The sequence below is a fragment of the Desulfosporosinus youngiae DSM 17734 genome (assembly GCF_000244895.1).
GTDB lineage: Bacteria > Bacillota > Desulfitobacteriia > Desulfitobacteriales > Desulfitobacteriaceae > Desulfosporosinus > Desulfosporosinus youngiae.
Genome location: NZ_CM001441.1, coordinates 2,154,883 through 2,170,244 on the forward strand (window position 1 = coordinate 2,154,883; position 15,362 = coordinate 2,170,244).

Below are 15,362 nucleotides of genomic sequence, written 5' to 3' on the forward strand. Positions count from 1 at the left end.
CTTATTATAGATATATGAAACTATTTAGCCAATTTCGATGAGTTTTTCGAAGAACGTGAAGCATTTCCATTCCAGGATTTGGAAAGAAAATGTTGGTCTATTGTCCTTTTATAACAGTCAAGAGCATCTTAAAACGCTTTCGGGCCTCTAGTCCGTGAGGTATACCGGAAGGCATAATAACGGTCTCCCCCGCTTTAACAATTATAAGATCATTTCCAATCATAATTTCTGCCTCACCATCTAAAACTTGAACAATTGCGTCTCCTGAAGTGGTATGAGTGCTGATGCCTTCGCCTTTATCAAGTGAAAACAATGTTACATTTGCTGTGGGAATCTGTGCCAGAGTCTTGCTAACCACCTGCCCTGGTTGGTAACTTATTAACTCATCTAACTTCAGTGCTTTAGAAAACTCAATGTTTTTTACTACATTAACCAATTTAATTACCTCCTTGTAAATTCTTTCTTCTTACGATTGTTATTTTTAGTTTAATATTACCTGAAAAACTTATCTGTGATTGAAATCACCTTTTGTTGCACAGGAGATATTATTTAGGCAATCTCAAATTTTATGCGAATCAGCGCCGCTCGCTAAAAGAATAAACTTCTAACGGGTTGGCTTTGTTGATGACCATAAGGGGCTACGTTGAATGTCTTCAGGGATGGGATTAACGGCAGCAATCGGAAGATGCCGACTCGATCTCTGTTGATGAAATGGAGAGATGGAGAGCTTATGCAGAAGCAAGGCTTAAGCAAGCTTGCTCCCCCAAAAAAGTCCATGCTGGGATATATTAGTAAAAGGAAAAGCCTTCTTGCTAGCGAAATGTAGTATGAAAGGAGCAAGATAGTTTTGCTTACACAACGAATTAAGTTATCAGGGTTAATCCTTTTGCTATTGTTGCTGATAGCAGGTTGTTTACCTGCAAAAAGTAATCAAGTTGATAATAAGACTGAGGAGCAGCCAGCAGAAATAGTTGGAGATATGGTGAAAACAGTAGGGGAACCTGATTCTAATAATATTAACAATCCTAGTGAAGTGGAAAACAATAAACCGGAACAAATTACATCCATCTCAGAAGTAGCTACTGTGGCGGCGAGTGTTCCTCAAGCAACAAAGCCCGAAAACAGCGAGCCAATCTACACGAGGGAAACCTTTAAAACACCCGATGGGCTTTACACGATTGAAAGACCCCTACTTCTCTACCCAGTGGGTAATATTCAGCTGCCCCTTAGGCAAAGTCTAACAGTTCGCTGGGAAGGAACTGCTAAAGGTTATCTCTTAAAATTAACAAGACTAGGAGACGGTTATTCCAGAGCCTCTGAAACAATAGTAGATGCATACCTTGGAGATGTCCGTAGTTACACGATTCCTGCTTCAAAGTTTCTTGGTGGGGCTGAATATTCATTTGCATTGAGCGCAACTCCTCCACTGGGAGTCGAAAGAATGTATCCGCATTGGCTGACTGTTAGACCGGTTAATCTATCGGCCACCCAGGCCATCATTAAAGTGGATAATGACATTTTGCGTGAGCCAATAATTACTTTTCCCGATAAGAATGCCGAACTTTCGTTGGCTGATCTAACTTTAAAGTGGCAGTTTGAATGGAACGATGTTCGTGGAAGGCCTTATATGGAATTAGAAATTGAAGACTCAGAAGGCCAACGTGTAATTCTTGAGTCTTGGGTTAATAATGAGGGAAAAAATTATTCCTACACTATACCAAAATCACATTTGGTTTCAGGAGAGGCCTACAAGATTAGATTGATGTTAACATTTAATGGTATAAGTCAAACTACTCGAAGTAGCTTTAAAATAAAGTGACTATACGTCAGGTGAACAGTGGTTGACAATAAGGTATATTGTTATCCTAGAATCATACCAGGGAAGAGTACGTTGAATAATGCATACCCTAACACGCTTCAGACCGTAAGTGTTTGAGAGTAAATAATGAATGCGTTGGTTGAGAAGATAGAAATTCTCACACCAACGCATTTTGTTTTTATTGAAGAATGGATTAAAAGATAAGGAAGTTTACTTTACACGGGAATACCCTTATTGTATAATAAAAAATAGACATAATCCAAACATTATAACTTAGTAATCCCTATTTTTATTATAGCATAAAGGCTATATGAACGTCAAGTGTTTTCTAAAATTTGTTTAGGAGCGTGATCCAAATGGACAGCAAACAAAAAAGTCATCAAGAGGAAATGGAGTATCTTAAGAAAACGCTGGCTTTTATTAACCACGAAATAGAAAAAGAAGAGTGCAGCTTAGCAGAAAAGAAGAGTGATTTAATCGCCGCCAGAAAGGAAATGTATGAAAATACAGTTCATGTTTCAACTGACTTTGAGAGTCTTATTGATGTAAACCTGTATCTTTCCCAAGTTCATAATCAAATTTCAACCTTCAATCCGCTGCATCTTAAAAAACTCAACAAAATGAAAAACTCGCCTTACTTTGGCCGGTTTGACTTTATAGAACAGGGTTACAGTGAAAAAGAAAGAATTTACATTGGCCTTCATAATTTAATGGATAAAAACACAGGGGAAGCATACGTTTATGACTGGCGTGCGCCTATTTCCAGCGTGTTTTACCGATTTGAACCAGGCAAAGCTACGTATGACACGCCAACGGGAATTAGTCAGGGAGATGTTTCCTTGAAAAGGCAGTATCTAATCCGAAATTCTGAGCTCAAATATTATTTTGATTGCAGTGTCAGAATTACCGACGACATTCTGCAGGAAGTGTTAAGCCGCAATACTTCAGCTAAAATGAAACATATTATTGAAACTATTCAGAAGGAACAAGATGTCATTATCAGGGATAAGGATCATGAGCTCTTAATCGTCCAAGGAGTAGCGGGCGGCGGCAAAACATCCATTGCCCTGCATAGGATTGCTTTTCTCTTATATGAGGGCCTTGATTCCAAGCTGCAGTCCAATGATGTCATCATAATTTCTCCGAACACTGTTTTTAGCCGGTATATTTCTAGTGTTCTCCCTGAACTCGGAGAAGAAAACGTGAGACAATGCATTTTTGATGAGCTGGTATTTGATGCTTTTAAAGGCAGGTTTGGAGAAGAAACCCGGGATATGCAGCTGGAAACCTTGATACATTCCCGGACAAAGACGGGTGGAGATCTAAGGCATCAAAGCATTGCTTTCAAAGGCTCGAAAATATTTAAGCAAATTCTTGACCGATTACTATGGTATTATGCCCATCGAATCATTGTCTTTGACGATATATATTATAACGGAGAGATTCTTGCGACCAGGCAAGAGCTAAAGACTCGTTTTCTAAACAATGAAATGGGTATTCCCATGGCAAAACAGCTCAAAAGAATTGAATCCAAGCTCTTGGAAACGTTTCATCCCTTACAGAAAAAGAGGCTTCAGCGCCTGGAAAAGATCGTAGAAAACCATAAGGAGCATGAACTCGAAATAAAGTCCTTCAGCCGGTTATTAGCGATTAAACAAGCCAAGGCTTTTCGGGAACGGATTCAGAAATTTATGCTGGTTGATTATGGACAGTTGTATGAACTGCTTTTCAATAGCCCTGGGTTGTTGGTTAAACTAGCGCATGGCCTGGAACTGCCGGAGAATATTGAAGAAATTGTTTCTTCAACCCGACAGAATCTTCGCAGCGGGCAAGTACACTATGAGGATTATACGCCGCTTCTTTATCTTAAGTTAAAAATCGAAGGGAATGATCTGTTTTCCGAGATCAAGCATGTGGTCATTGATGAAGCCCAGGACTATTTTCCCCTGCAATATGAGGTTTTTAAGCTATTGTACAAAAATGCGGCTTATACAGTCTTGGGAGACATTCATCAGACGATGGAAAAGACAATGGATCGTTCAGTCTATGATGATATTTGTGAGATATTCAATAAGCCTAAATCGGCTAAGCTGTCTTTAGATAAAGGGTATAGGTCAACCTATGAAATAAACACCTTCACGCAGAAGCTTCTGAGTGAAGGCGGCAAACAGAATTATTGTTCTATTGAACGGCATGGCGAAGAACCCTTGGTTCTTTACCAGGAAACACGTGAGTCGATGGATAAGGCTATCATAGAGGAAATTGCAAAGTATACAGAGCAAGGGTATGAATCTATCGCTGTAATCTGCAAAACTCAAGCTGAAGCAGAAAAGGTGTATTGCCGGTTGCAAAAATCGGTGCAAATTACCCAAATTAAACCACAGGGCGGGGAAGTTATTAAAGGTGCAGTGGTCATACCATCTTATATGGCGAAAGGTTTAGAATTCGATGTTGTGATTGTTTATGATGTTAATAAGGAAAACTATGCGAGTGATTTTGATAAAAAATTACTGTACATTGCTTGTACGCGGGCGCTCCATCGGCTTATTATTTATTACCAAGGAGCTAGGAGTCCATTGATTTAAGGAATCGAATTAATTAGAAAGCAGCATTTTTTCAGCCTGGTCTTTAATACTGTTGATCTCGGCGGCAAAAATCTGCGGTGTCCGGTCATTTATAGTATTTAATCTAAAAGTATGGACATAAAGACATCTGCCAATAGACTTGCTGTTAATATCTAGGTAATTTGCTTTGTTCCAGATAATAATTCCCAACGCCAACTTCGTTTATTCGATTGTTTCGCTCCAGCCATCTTTCTCTGGTCTCGCCTTCAAATTGTTTGCCGCAATTTTCATAGTCCGCGCATCTTGTACAATCCAATCCACAAACAGCTAATTCAGTTCTAGTCTCACTATTCATCCTTTTATTCCCTCTCTCATCTAATTATCACATAGGGTTTCAAAGTTCTTAGCCCTTGGCGACTCCGGGACGACATTGAAGCGTCATCATCGTTGCCGTCATTGTGGCAACCAATTTGGGTTCTTCTGGACCTAGAGCAAAAACTTCGCCTGAGCAAACAGTTATCGTCCGTCCCGGCTTGACACTAGTCCTCCCTGACTTAGGGAGGACATATATTCAAATGCTGTTATTCCATAGATGCTTTTAAAATGCTTATTTAAATGTGTTAAATCAACAAAACCACATTCTGCTATTGCTGAATAAACATCTTTGTTTTTTTCTATTAACTGCTTTGCAAGTTCTACCCTGCAGTTTAGAAAATATTGATATGGCGAAATTCCAGTACCGGCTTTAAACATTCTGATAAACTTAAATTTTGAAATATCAAGTTCTCGGCAAATGTCATCAAGTCTTAGGACATTTTCCAGGCTGGAATGAATCATATCCTTTGCTTTTCTGGTTAGATCATTATCCTTTCTGTAACTCATCAAAAGATTGGACTGTGTAAAGCTATCGGCAAGAGATAAAAGCAATTCGCTGCACAATGCTTCAGCTTTTCCGCCTAATATTGCACAAGAAAGGTTTAATATTTTTTGCTGAAGCCTGTAATTATAGACAATCGGGGAAGAGAAGCGGACTATCTCCTTCTTTTCAAGAATCTCTAAAAACAGTTTCGGCTCAATATATACCATAACATAATCAATACCTGTCTTATCGTGTGCCATACCGTCATGCGGCTGTTCCGGATTAAAAAGCATAACACCATTTTGATAGGATGATTGTTGACTGCCATCTAAGATATACTGCTGAATGCCCCGCAGTGTTACACCTAAGGCATACTCCCTGTGAGAGTGCTTCTTATATTTAAAATCAGCAAAGCTTGCTGACAACGCAGTAACATCCGTTGATTTTTTATATATAAATCTATCCACAATAAATCACCTCTTAATTAGCTCAACTACCCCAGATGCCATTAGCGCAGAATAAACTAAAAATAATGCCATAACCATATTAACCGTCTTTTGATAGTTCTTCAAAAATTCTTTGAACACTACACCAAAGAGAACCCATGTAACAAATGCGCAAAATCCAATAATTGTTATAGCAACAGCAAATACTGCCAGTGCGGCCGGAGCAGCATAGTACGGCATAACAAAGCTTGGAATAACTGTCATAGTGAACAGTACGACTTTTGGGTTTACAAACTGCATAAGGAAACCGGAAAGAAAAGTAGCGGTTTGTATCTCAGCCGACTCCGATACATCCATTTTGTATATTTGATAAGCAAGATAGAGTATATAGCAGCTTCCGATTATCTGCATAATACTTAAAATCTTTGGTATTACTGCTATAAGAACAGTATTCAACACAGCGGAAATACCAAGTAATAAACCAAAAGCAATAGTTGCTCCATAGGCATATTCCATTGCCTTTTTTGTCCCAAAGTTATGTGCGGTGGATAATATAACGATATTTGTAGGACCTGGTGTAAATGTAACAATAAAACAGTATATTAAAAACGATGTAATACTCATGAAGCAAACTCCTTTGAAAAAGCGTTTCATGAATTATACATCCTTAAATCAAAGGGAAGATAGTATGTTATTGCAGGATTATAGATAGCTTTTTCTCATTTCCTCTTTATCCCATTATATACGCTGGAACGTTATCTGAAATCAACATAGCGGAGATATGAGTAGCTCTTTAAATAATAAACATATAGAATATACTTAGTTATAAGAGGGGGGCATACATCAGAATTCAAAGGCAAAGGAGAGATTTTGTGATTGAATCCAAAACTAACTTTATTCCACAGAACCCGGATTTTGAGGATAATGTTCGCACAAGTTTTTCTCAACAATCCGTAATGAACTTAATTGGCGCTGAGCTTACAAAGGTCCTTCCTGGGGAAGTTGAAATTCTCATGCCCTTTAGAAATGATCTGACCCAACAGAATGGTTTTCTTCATGCAGGAATAGTCACTACCATTGTAGATTCTGCCTGCGGCTATGCGGCGTTTAGTTTAATGCCGGCTGATTCTTCAGTACTATCAATCGAATTCAAGGTGAATCTTCTGTCTCCGGCTAAGGGAGAAATGTTCCTGGCTAGGGGAAAAGTAGTTAAACCAGGCAGAACAATTAACTTTTGTTCAGGAGAGGTTTTTTCTATAATTGGAGATGAGCAAAAACTAGTTGCTACTATGTCGGCAACAATGATAATGCTTAAAGATCGCTCATAATTTACACAGTTTAACCTCAATTATTATCGGAAGAGTAAATATGGTGCAGTAAACAGAGATGTGATTAACAGCTCATTTGCTAACCGCGTCGGCGCGCCCCTCAACCCCCTGGGTCAAAGGCGGAGGATATTGACGGGAATTTACGGAGAGAGAGGCATTCTCTCTTTTTTGTTGCAATAAAGATGAAGAACAAAACCTTGTTGCCATCCCCGGAGAAAACCATGCGTTCCACCGGCATCTTATAAAAAGTGTGACGTTGATAACAGTTTCTAAGCGTGATTAGAGTTATAATTAAGTAATGAAAGTGGGTTGGGAGTGAATTTGAGGTGCAGGCAGTGACCGAAACAGAGGAAGTCAGGAATCCTTCGAATTTAGAAAATCCAAACGATGGCCTTAAGGAATCATCTTTATTATTTAAGTACATAACTAAAATGAAGGGTGCCAGGAGGACGACACCGCTAGTGGCGCCTGTGCCCTTAGATGTGCTCCTTTCTATCGGCGGAACATTATTGGGGATAACCGTCATCGTTTTATTATCCAACAAGTTTGACATAGGGGTTGTGGCATCCTTCGGCGCATCTGCGGTACTGGTGTTTGGTGCTCCGGATGCCCCTATGGCCCAGCCGCGCAATGTGATTCTCGGCCACACGCTTTCAGCAGCAGCGGCGGTAATCACAGTGATGATGTTCGGTTTGACATGGTGGTCGCCGGCTGTGGGAACGGCTCTAGCGCTTCTCATTATGCTGCTTACCAAAACGACTCACCCGCCGGGAGGGGCGACGGCTCTTTTTGGGGTCATGACCCAGGTTCAGCCAGGCTATATTTTGACTCCCATGTTGGCAGGTACCGTAATACTGGTAATCATCGGGCTTCTTATCAATAACCTGTCCCCTAACCGACGCTATCCAAGGTATTGGCTTTAATCGAGAGAAGGAACAGAAGAATCCAGAGCGGATTCCAGGGAGAATGCCGGAAAACGGCGGAAAGGAGTGTTGAAGGATTTATCTGCAATAAGTGAGTAAAAAACCAAAAAGGGGGTAACTAATGTTTAAACGAATTTTAGTTCCAACCGATGCTTCCGAAGCCGCACGACGTGCTTTTGCTATAGCCTTGGAATTAGCCGGGAACTATGATGCCCGGATGCTCCTTCTTCATGTGGTCTATACACCCGAGGCCTTGGGCTATACGCTTTCCAGTGGTGTAACCGTACCCCAGGAGGAAATCGGTATTTACGGGAGAGAGGCTCTGGCGGCGACTTTAGCAGGGATTGACACCGGAACAGTTCAGCTTGAGAAGAAACAAAAACCAGGACATCCGGCGGCGGCTATCTTGGAAGAGATCAAAAACGGGGGATTTGATCTTGTGGTTATGGGGAATCGTGGTTACGGGCCGATTGCGGGATCAATGCTGGGAAGTGTCAGCCAGCGTATTTTAAGTAAAGCGGAATGTTCGGTTATGATTGTGAAATAGATAGAGGAGAACGTTTTAGAAATTGATGGCTAAACGTTCTCTTATTTTTTTGGTTATGATACTATCATAACTGAGCAATGATTCTTTCTTCAATACTGCTAAAGCCTAATTAGGTAGACAAAAGGGTTAAGTAGATGATATTGTACGTATTGTCAATTTATTGTTAAAAAGTGTTAGGAGTGAACTGTTCTTTGTCAGCAAAGCAATATAACGCAGAGTCTATCCAGGTTTTAGAGGGGCTGGAGGCAGTCCGCAAACGTCCTGGCATGTATATCGGTTCAACCGGAAGCCGGGGGCTTCATCATTTAGCCTATGAAATTATTGATAATGCCATTGATGAGGCCGGGGCAGGATTTTGTGATCTCATCTCAGTTACGCTTAATAAAGATGGATCGATAACCATCGAGGATAATGGACGTGGAATTCCCGTTGATATTCATCCTGATAAGAAAATTTCCGCTGTACGGCTGGCCTTTGAAACCTTGCATGCCGGAGGCAAATTCAGCGGAGAAACTTACAAAACCTCCGGAGGATTACATGGCGTCGGCGCAAGTGTGGTTAATGCTTTGTGCCTCTATGTAACCGTTGATATAAAACGGAATGGAAAACGTTATCGTGTGGAGTATGTCGATGGAGGCAAACTTAAGTCGGATTTACATATCGTCGGTAAAAAAGTTAACGGCACAGGAACAACGGTTACGTTTAAGCCGGATCCCCATGTTTTCAAAGAAACGACGGTTTTCAAATATGACTCACTTAAAAGCCGTTTAAAGGAACTCTCTTTTCTCAACAGCGGTCTGACAATTAGTTTAACGGATCAGCGCGGGGAACCGAAATCGGAAACCTTTTCTTCAAAAAATGGAATTGTAGGCTTTGTGGAACATTTAATCCAAGAATCCAGCTATTTACCCGTACATAAAAAACCTATCTATTTTTATGGGGAAAAAGACGATGTGATCGTGGAATGTGCTATCCAGTATAATAACGGGGATGATGAATCCCTGCATTCGTATGTTAACAATATCCCTACGGATGAGGGAGGAACTCATGAGTCTGGCTTCCGTACGGCTTTAACCAAGGTTTTCAATAATTATGGACGTAAAAACAATCTCTTTAAGAAAGAAGAAAATCTGATTGGGGATGATCTTAAAGATGGCCTGACCTGTGTGCTGGCCTTAAAAGTCAAAGATCCCCAATTTGAGGGTCAGACTAAGACAAAACTTTCGAACATGGAAATAGAGGGAATTGTCCAGTCCCTGACCAATGAGGGGATTACTCAATTCTTTGAGAAAAATTCTTCGACGGCTAAAGAAGTTATCAATCGTGCGTTAACAACCTGCCTGATAAGAATGGCGGCTAAAAAAGCTAAGGAACTGAAGAAGAAAGCCCGGGATGCGGAGGTCAAAGCACTCAGCGGCAAACTTGCGGCTTGCAGCGGGAAAGATAAATCCCGTAATGAACTTTTCCTTGTCGAGGGAGACAGTGCCGGTGGGTCTGCTAAAATGGGACGTGACCGGCGCTTTCAGGCCATTCTTCCTCTGCGGGGAAAGGTCATCAATACTTATCGTGCTAAGATAGACAAGGTCTTGGAAAACGAGGAAATCAGAAGCATCATCACCGCGGTTGGCTCGGGAATTGGCAAGGAATTTGACATAGAAAAAGGCAATTATGCCCGTGTGTGTATTATGACGGATGCAGATATTGACGGAGCGCATATTCGCTGTTTACTGCTGACGTTTTTCTATCGATACATGAAGCCCTTAATTTTAAACGGAAGGGTCTATATCGCCCAATCCCCTCTATATAAAGTGGAGAAGGAACGGGGCAAAATAATACGCTATGCCTTTGATGACGATGAGCTTAAAAAAGAACTTAAAGAACTGGGGAAAACCGCTAAGGTTTCGCGTTACAAAGGGCTTGGTGAAATGAACCCGGAACAGCTTTGGGAAACAACTCTCAATCCGGTCAATAGGCGGATGATTCAGGTAACGATCGACGATACTTTAGAAGCGGAGCGTAAGCTGAGAATTCTGATGAGTGAGCAAGTTGAGCCAAGGCGGGAATTCATGATGGAGAATATCGTCTTTACGGACGATGATATGTAGTTTTAGGGGGAGATCTGCCCAATGAGTATGACAGAGGACAACATTATTCAGCGTCCGCTTGAAGACGTTTTACCGGAGGCATTTTTAGGATATTCCAAACACGTTATCTTACAGAGGGCTGTTCCGGACGTTAGGGACGGGCTTAAACCGGTTCATCGCAGAATTTTATTTTCCATGGATGAAATCGGGATGCACGCAGATAAGCCGTATAGCAAGTCGGCACGGCTTGTAGGGGATTGCATGGGGAAATATCATCCCCATGGAGACTCGTCAATTTATGAATCCGCAGTTCGTATGGCCCAGCCTTGGGCAACACGATATCCTATGATAGACGGCCAGGGGAATTTTGGCTCAATTGATGGAGATAGCGCTGCCGCCATGCGTTACACGGAAATGAGAATGACCCATCTATCTGAGCTTATGACTCAGGATATTGAAAAAAATACGATTCCTTTCAAAGAAAACTATGATCAGAGACTTAAAGAGCCGGTCGTGCTTCCGAGTCCGTTCCCCAACCTTTTGGTGAACGGTGGGTCCGGGATTGCGGTGGGGATGATGTCGAATATCCCGCCCCATAATTTGCGGGAAGTTATAGCCGGCGTAATACTTCAAATAGATAACCCGCAAGTTACAGTCGATGAACTCATGGAAAAGGTGAGCGGTCCGGACTTCCCGACAGGGGGACTGATTATCGGCACGGAGGGTATTGCCAATGCTTATAAAACAGGACGCGGAAAAGTGACGATGCGTGGTAAAGCCCTGATTGAGCAAGGTAAAAATGGTAAAAGCTCAATCATAATTACCGAGATTCCTTATCAAGTTAATAAATCCACCTTGGCTGCCAAGATTGATACACTGTCTGATTCAGGTAAAATCGAGGGAATCAGTGAGGTTAGGGATGAATCCGACCGGGAAGGAATAAGGCTTGTTGTTGATTGCCGAAAAGAGGCTGACCCGCTGCAGGTTCTGCGGCTGCTGTATAAGCATACTCAATTGGAAGAAACCTTTGGTATCATTAACCTGGTGATTACGGCTGAGGGGACCCCGAAGGTTCTTGGTCTGAAAGAAATCAATGCAGCGTTTATTGAACATAGAAAAATCGTTGTCACAAAACGTACAGAATACGATTTGGAGAAGGCCCGTTTAAAAGCTCACATCCTCGAAGGTTTAGTTATTGCCATTAATAACCTCGACGAAGTGATTGCCTTAATTCGTGCCAGTAAAACACCATCAATAGCTAAGGCCTCACTTATTACACGCTTTGAACTGTCTGAGATTCAAGCACAAGCTATTTTGGATATGAAACTGCAGAATTTAACCAACTTTGAATTGGACGGTATTAAAAAAGAACATCAAGAGGTCTTAAAACTTATTGCCCATCTGGAAAGTATCCTGGCAGATGTGAACAAGGTTTACGATATTATTAAAAAGGAACTCAAGGAGATTGGTGATAAGCATGGAGATGACCGGCGTACGTTCATCTTACCCGAGGAAATGAGAGAGCAGGTCGATCTAAGTTCCTTTGAAGAACCTGAAAGTTTATATCAAGTCATGATTACTGCCAATGGTTTTATAAAACGGATCTCAGGCCAAACCAAGCAGAAGAAAGACAGCGCGCCGGTTTGTGCTTTTAAGGATGGAGATACCTTAAAGGAAAGGATAAATTGTACGAACAAGGATACGCTTTATTTTTTCACTCAATCAGGGGATTTCTACACCATTAACGCCAAAACAGTTCCGGAAGCAAAGAATAAAGATAAAGGAGGGCCTCTGACCAATCTATTCACATTGCCAGCAGAGGAAAAGGTAGTTTCTACCCTTCCTGTAAAAGATGTTACAGAAGAGCTTTTCTTTGTATTTGTTACTAAGGATGGACAAGTTATGCGGAGTCCGGTGAGTGATTTTGCAAATGCCCGCTCTTCCGAAGCTATGGGGCTTAAGGGTGAGGATGTTATTGTTAAAGTCTTCCTTAGCGATGGTCAGGGAGAATTATTTCTCGCTACCTATAAAGGACAATCTATTCGATTCCCGGAGACGGACATTAACCCCATGGGACGAAAATCACATGGAGTCAAGGGAATGACATTAGGCAAAAACGATTGGATTGTGGATGCCTTGATGTTAAGCGGTCCGGAAGGGAATCTTCCTGGAGATTTAGTGACAGTGACCGAACGGGGATTCATAAAACGGACTTCTTTCGAAGAATACAAACCTCAAGGCCGGGCGGGAAAAGGAATTGCCATCAGCAAGATAGATTCGGTTGGTACGGGTTATATTGTTGGGGTTAGCCATGTACAAGATGATGATATATTAAACATCATACAACTCAGCGGAACCGTAACAAAACTTGAAATGCGTAAGGTTAAAGCGGAACCGCGGATGAAACCAGGGAAGCAATGGGTCCCTGTTCTGCAGAATGATTACCCGGTCGGGATAGTATAAGGCCGTCAGGTGGGACGGGGGTATCGACAACAATTTAAGGTCAATAACCCTGTCCCCCTGATACCCCCGATATAATACAGACACCATTAAATTTAAGTCTATTAAATTTAAGTCTATTAAATTTATTAAACTAATTGAAATAAAAATAGTTGACAGTTAAGAATGAAAATGGTAATATAACTGAGTGTCGCAGGGATACACAGTGATTGACGAGCAGCGAGCTAAATCGTTTAACTTGTCACCTGCAAAGGAAAATAAATTAGTGATTGACAACGATAGTTGAAAATGCTAATATGTAATTCCGGCCCTGAGGGCAAGGATGATGAATGGTCTTTGAAAACTAAACAACAAGGACAGCCAATGAGAGAAACTCGCAAGAGTTTCAAAACAAATCATGAGTCAATCATCTTCTTCAAGTGAGAAGTGAAATAACTTTTTTTGGAGAGTTTGATCCTGGCTCAGGACGAACGCTGGCGGCGTGCCTAACACATGCAAGTCGAACGGAGAATTTTGATAAGCTTGCTTAGAGAAATTCTTAGTGGCGGACGGGTGAGTAACGCGTGGGTAACCTACCCATAAAGCCGGGACAACCCTTGGAAACGAGGGCTAATACCGGATAATCTTAAGACGTGGCATCGCGACTTAAGGAAAGATGGCCTCTGTATATGCTATCGATTATGGATGGACCCGCGTCTGATTAGCTGGTTGGTGGGGTAAAGGCCTACCAAGGCGACGATCAGTAGCCGGCCTGAGAGGGTGAACGGCCACACTGGGACTGAGACACGGCCCAGACTCCTACGGGAGGCAGCAGTGGGGAATCTTCCGCAATGGACGAAAGTCTGACGGAGCAACGCCGCGTGTATGATGAAGGTCTTCGGATTGTAAAGTACTGTCTTTGGGGAAGAACGGTGAGGTTGAAAATATTGATTTCACATGACGGTACCCAAGGAGGAAGCCCCGGCTAACTACGTGCCAGCAGCCGCGGTAATACGTAGGGGGCAAGCGTTGTCCGGAATTATTGGGCGTAAAGGGCGCGTAGGCGGATTTTTAAGTCTGGTGTGAAAGATCAGGGCTCAACCCTGAGAGTGCATCGGAAACTGGAGATCTTGAGGACAGGAGAGGAAAGTGGAATTCCACGTGTAGCGGTGAAATGCGTAGATATGTGGAGGAACACCAGTGGCGAAGGCGACTTTCTGGACTGTAACTGACGCTGAGGCGCGAAAGCGTGGGGAGCAAACAGGATTAGATACCCTGGTAGTCCACGCCGTAAACGATGAGTGCTAGGTGTAGAGGGTATCGACCCCTTCTGTGCCGCAGTTAACACAATAAGCACTCCGCCTGGGGAGTACGGCCGCAAGGTTGAAACTCAAAGGAATTGACGGGGGCCCGCACAAGCGGTGGAGCATGTGGTTTAATTCGACGCAACGCGAAGAACCTTACCAAGGCTTGACATCCTCTGAACCCCGTGGAAACATGGGGGTGCCCTTCGGGGAGCAGAGAGACAGGTGGTGCATGGTTGTCGTCAGCTCGTGTCGTGAGATGTTGGGTTAAGTCCCGCAACGAGCGCAACCCCTGTATTTAGTTGCTAACAAGTGAGGTTGAGCACTCTAGATAGACTGCCGGTGATAAACCGGAGGAAGGTGGGGATGACGTCAAATCATCATGCCCCTTATGTCTTGGGCTACACACGTGCTACAATGGCCGGTACAGACGGAAGCGAAGCCGTGAGGTGAAGCCAATCCGAGAAAGCCGGTCTCAGTTCGGATTGCAGGCTGCAACTCGCCTGCATGAAGTCGGAATCGCTAGTAATCGCAGGTCAGCATACTGCGGTGAATACGTTCCCGGGCCTTGTACACACCGCCCGTCACACCACGAAAGTCTGCAACACCCGAAGCCGGTGAGGTAACCCGAAAGGGAGCTAGCCGTCGAAGGTGGGGCCGATGATTGGGGTGAAGTCGTAACAAGGTAGCCGTATCGGAAGGTGCGGCTGGATCACCTCCTTTCTAAGGAGAACGGTTTAGAGCTTAGGCTTTAGACGAACATCCTATTGGTCGGTTCTTTCGGAGAGCAAGGTTGAGAAGCTGAGTTTGATGAGAGATCAATACGAGTCGAAAGACTCAAGACGAGGGATCGGCAACTCATTGGAGAGAGCTGTTGTTTAGTTTTGAGAGACCAGGTAATCGAGGCTCAATATTCGAGGTTCGAATGGAAATTCGCTCCGCGGATGGTGAATTGAGATGATCGGTGAAATGGAAACTCACAAATTAATTAAGTTCGAATATAGTAGTAAGACAGAGATTCCAAATGCCGCAAGGCATATCAAAATCGA

General features: G+C 42.6%; 11 protein-coding genes and 1 rRNA gene. 8 read left to right on the forward strand and 4 right to left on the reverse strand.

Translation table 11 applies throughout. The annotated features are described in order from the left end of the window. Positions 1-97: 97 nt before the first annotated feature. Complete coding sequence (locus DESYODRAFT_RS10135; RefSeq protein WP_007782615.1) at positions 98-436, reverse strand: cupin domain-containing protein; 339 nt, start codon at positions 434-436, stop codon at positions 98-100. A 411-nt stretch (positions 437-847) separates the two neighbouring features. On the opposite strand from DESYODRAFT_RS10135, the gene DESYODRAFT_RS10145 reads away from it, so the two are divergent. Then, entirely contained in the window at positions 848-1,819 is a 972-nt protein-coding gene (locus DESYODRAFT_RS10145; protein ID WP_007782617.1) for a hypothetical protein, read from the forward strand. 356 nt (positions 1,820-2,175) lie between these two features. Then, positions 2,176-4,404, forward strand: a complete 2,229-nt coding sequence (locus DESYODRAFT_RS10150) for a HelD family protein (RefSeq protein WP_007782619.1) — start codon at positions 2,176-2,178, stop codon at positions 4,402-4,404. A gap of 145 nt (positions 4,405-4,549) precedes the next feature. Here DESYODRAFT_RS10150 and DESYODRAFT_RS27270 read toward each other — a convergent pair whose 3' ends face one another. The 3 genes from DESYODRAFT_RS27270 to DESYODRAFT_RS10160 form a co-directional block, all read right to left on the reverse strand. Then, positions 4,550-4,738 carry a hypothetical protein gene (locus tag DESYODRAFT_RS27270; protein WP_007782621.1) on the reverse strand — a complete coding sequence of 63 codons (189 nt, stop codon included), beginning with the start codon at positions 4,736-4,738 and terminating at the stop codon, positions 4,550-4,552. Between the two features lie 161 nt (positions 4,739-4,899). Next, positions 4,900-5,709, reverse strand: a complete 810-nt coding sequence (locus DESYODRAFT_RS10155; RefSeq protein ID WP_007782624.1) for a helix-turn-helix transcriptional regulator — start codon at positions 5,707-5,709, stop codon at positions 4,900-4,902. A 6-nt stretch (positions 5,710-5,715) separates the two neighbouring features. Then, positions 5,716-6,312 (reverse strand): LysE family translocator, encoded by a 597-nt coding sequence (locus DESYODRAFT_RS10160; RefSeq protein WP_007782628.1) that lies wholly within the window; start codon positions 6,310-6,312, stop codon positions 5,716-5,718. A 248-nt stretch (positions 6,313-6,560) separates the two neighbouring features. On the opposite strand from DESYODRAFT_RS10160, the gene DESYODRAFT_RS10165 reads away from it, so the two are divergent. From DESYODRAFT_RS10165 to DESYODRAFT_RS10190, 6 genes are all read left to right on the forward strand, one after another. Next, complete coding sequence (locus DESYODRAFT_RS10165; RefSeq protein WP_007782631.1) at positions 6,561-7,016, forward strand: PaaI family thioesterase; 456 nt, start codon at positions 6,561-6,563, stop codon at positions 7,014-7,016. A gap of 326 nt (positions 7,017-7,342) precedes the next feature. Beyond that, entirely contained in the window at positions 7,343-7,939 is a 597-nt protein-coding gene (locus tag DESYODRAFT_RS10170; RefSeq protein WP_007782634.1) for an HPP family protein, read from the forward strand. Between the two features lie 121 nt (positions 7,940-8,060). Next, complete coding sequence (locus DESYODRAFT_RS10175) at positions 8,061-8,486, forward strand: universal stress protein (RefSeq protein ID WP_007782637.1); 426 nt, start codon at positions 8,061-8,063, stop codon at positions 8,484-8,486. A gap of 191 nt (positions 8,487-8,677) precedes the next feature. Continuing rightward, on the forward strand, positions 8,678-10,591 hold the full coding sequence (locus tag DESYODRAFT_RS10180) for a DNA gyrase/topoisomerase IV subunit B (RefSeq protein ID WP_007782638.1): 1,914 nt from the start codon (positions 8,678-8,680) through the stop codon (positions 10,589-10,591). 21 nt (positions 10,592-10,612) lie between these two features. Continuing rightward, positions 10,613-13,033 (forward strand): DNA gyrase subunit A, encoded by a 2,421-nt coding sequence (gyrA, locus tag DESYODRAFT_RS10185; RefSeq protein WP_007782641.1) that lies wholly within the window; start codon positions 10,613-10,615, stop codon positions 13,031-13,033. A 435-nt stretch (positions 13,034-13,468) separates the two neighbouring features. Continuing rightward, positions 13,469-15,036: ribosomal RNA gene (locus DESYODRAFT_RS10190) — 16S ribosomal RNA — on the forward strand. Positions 15,037-15,362: the final 326 nt, after the last annotated feature.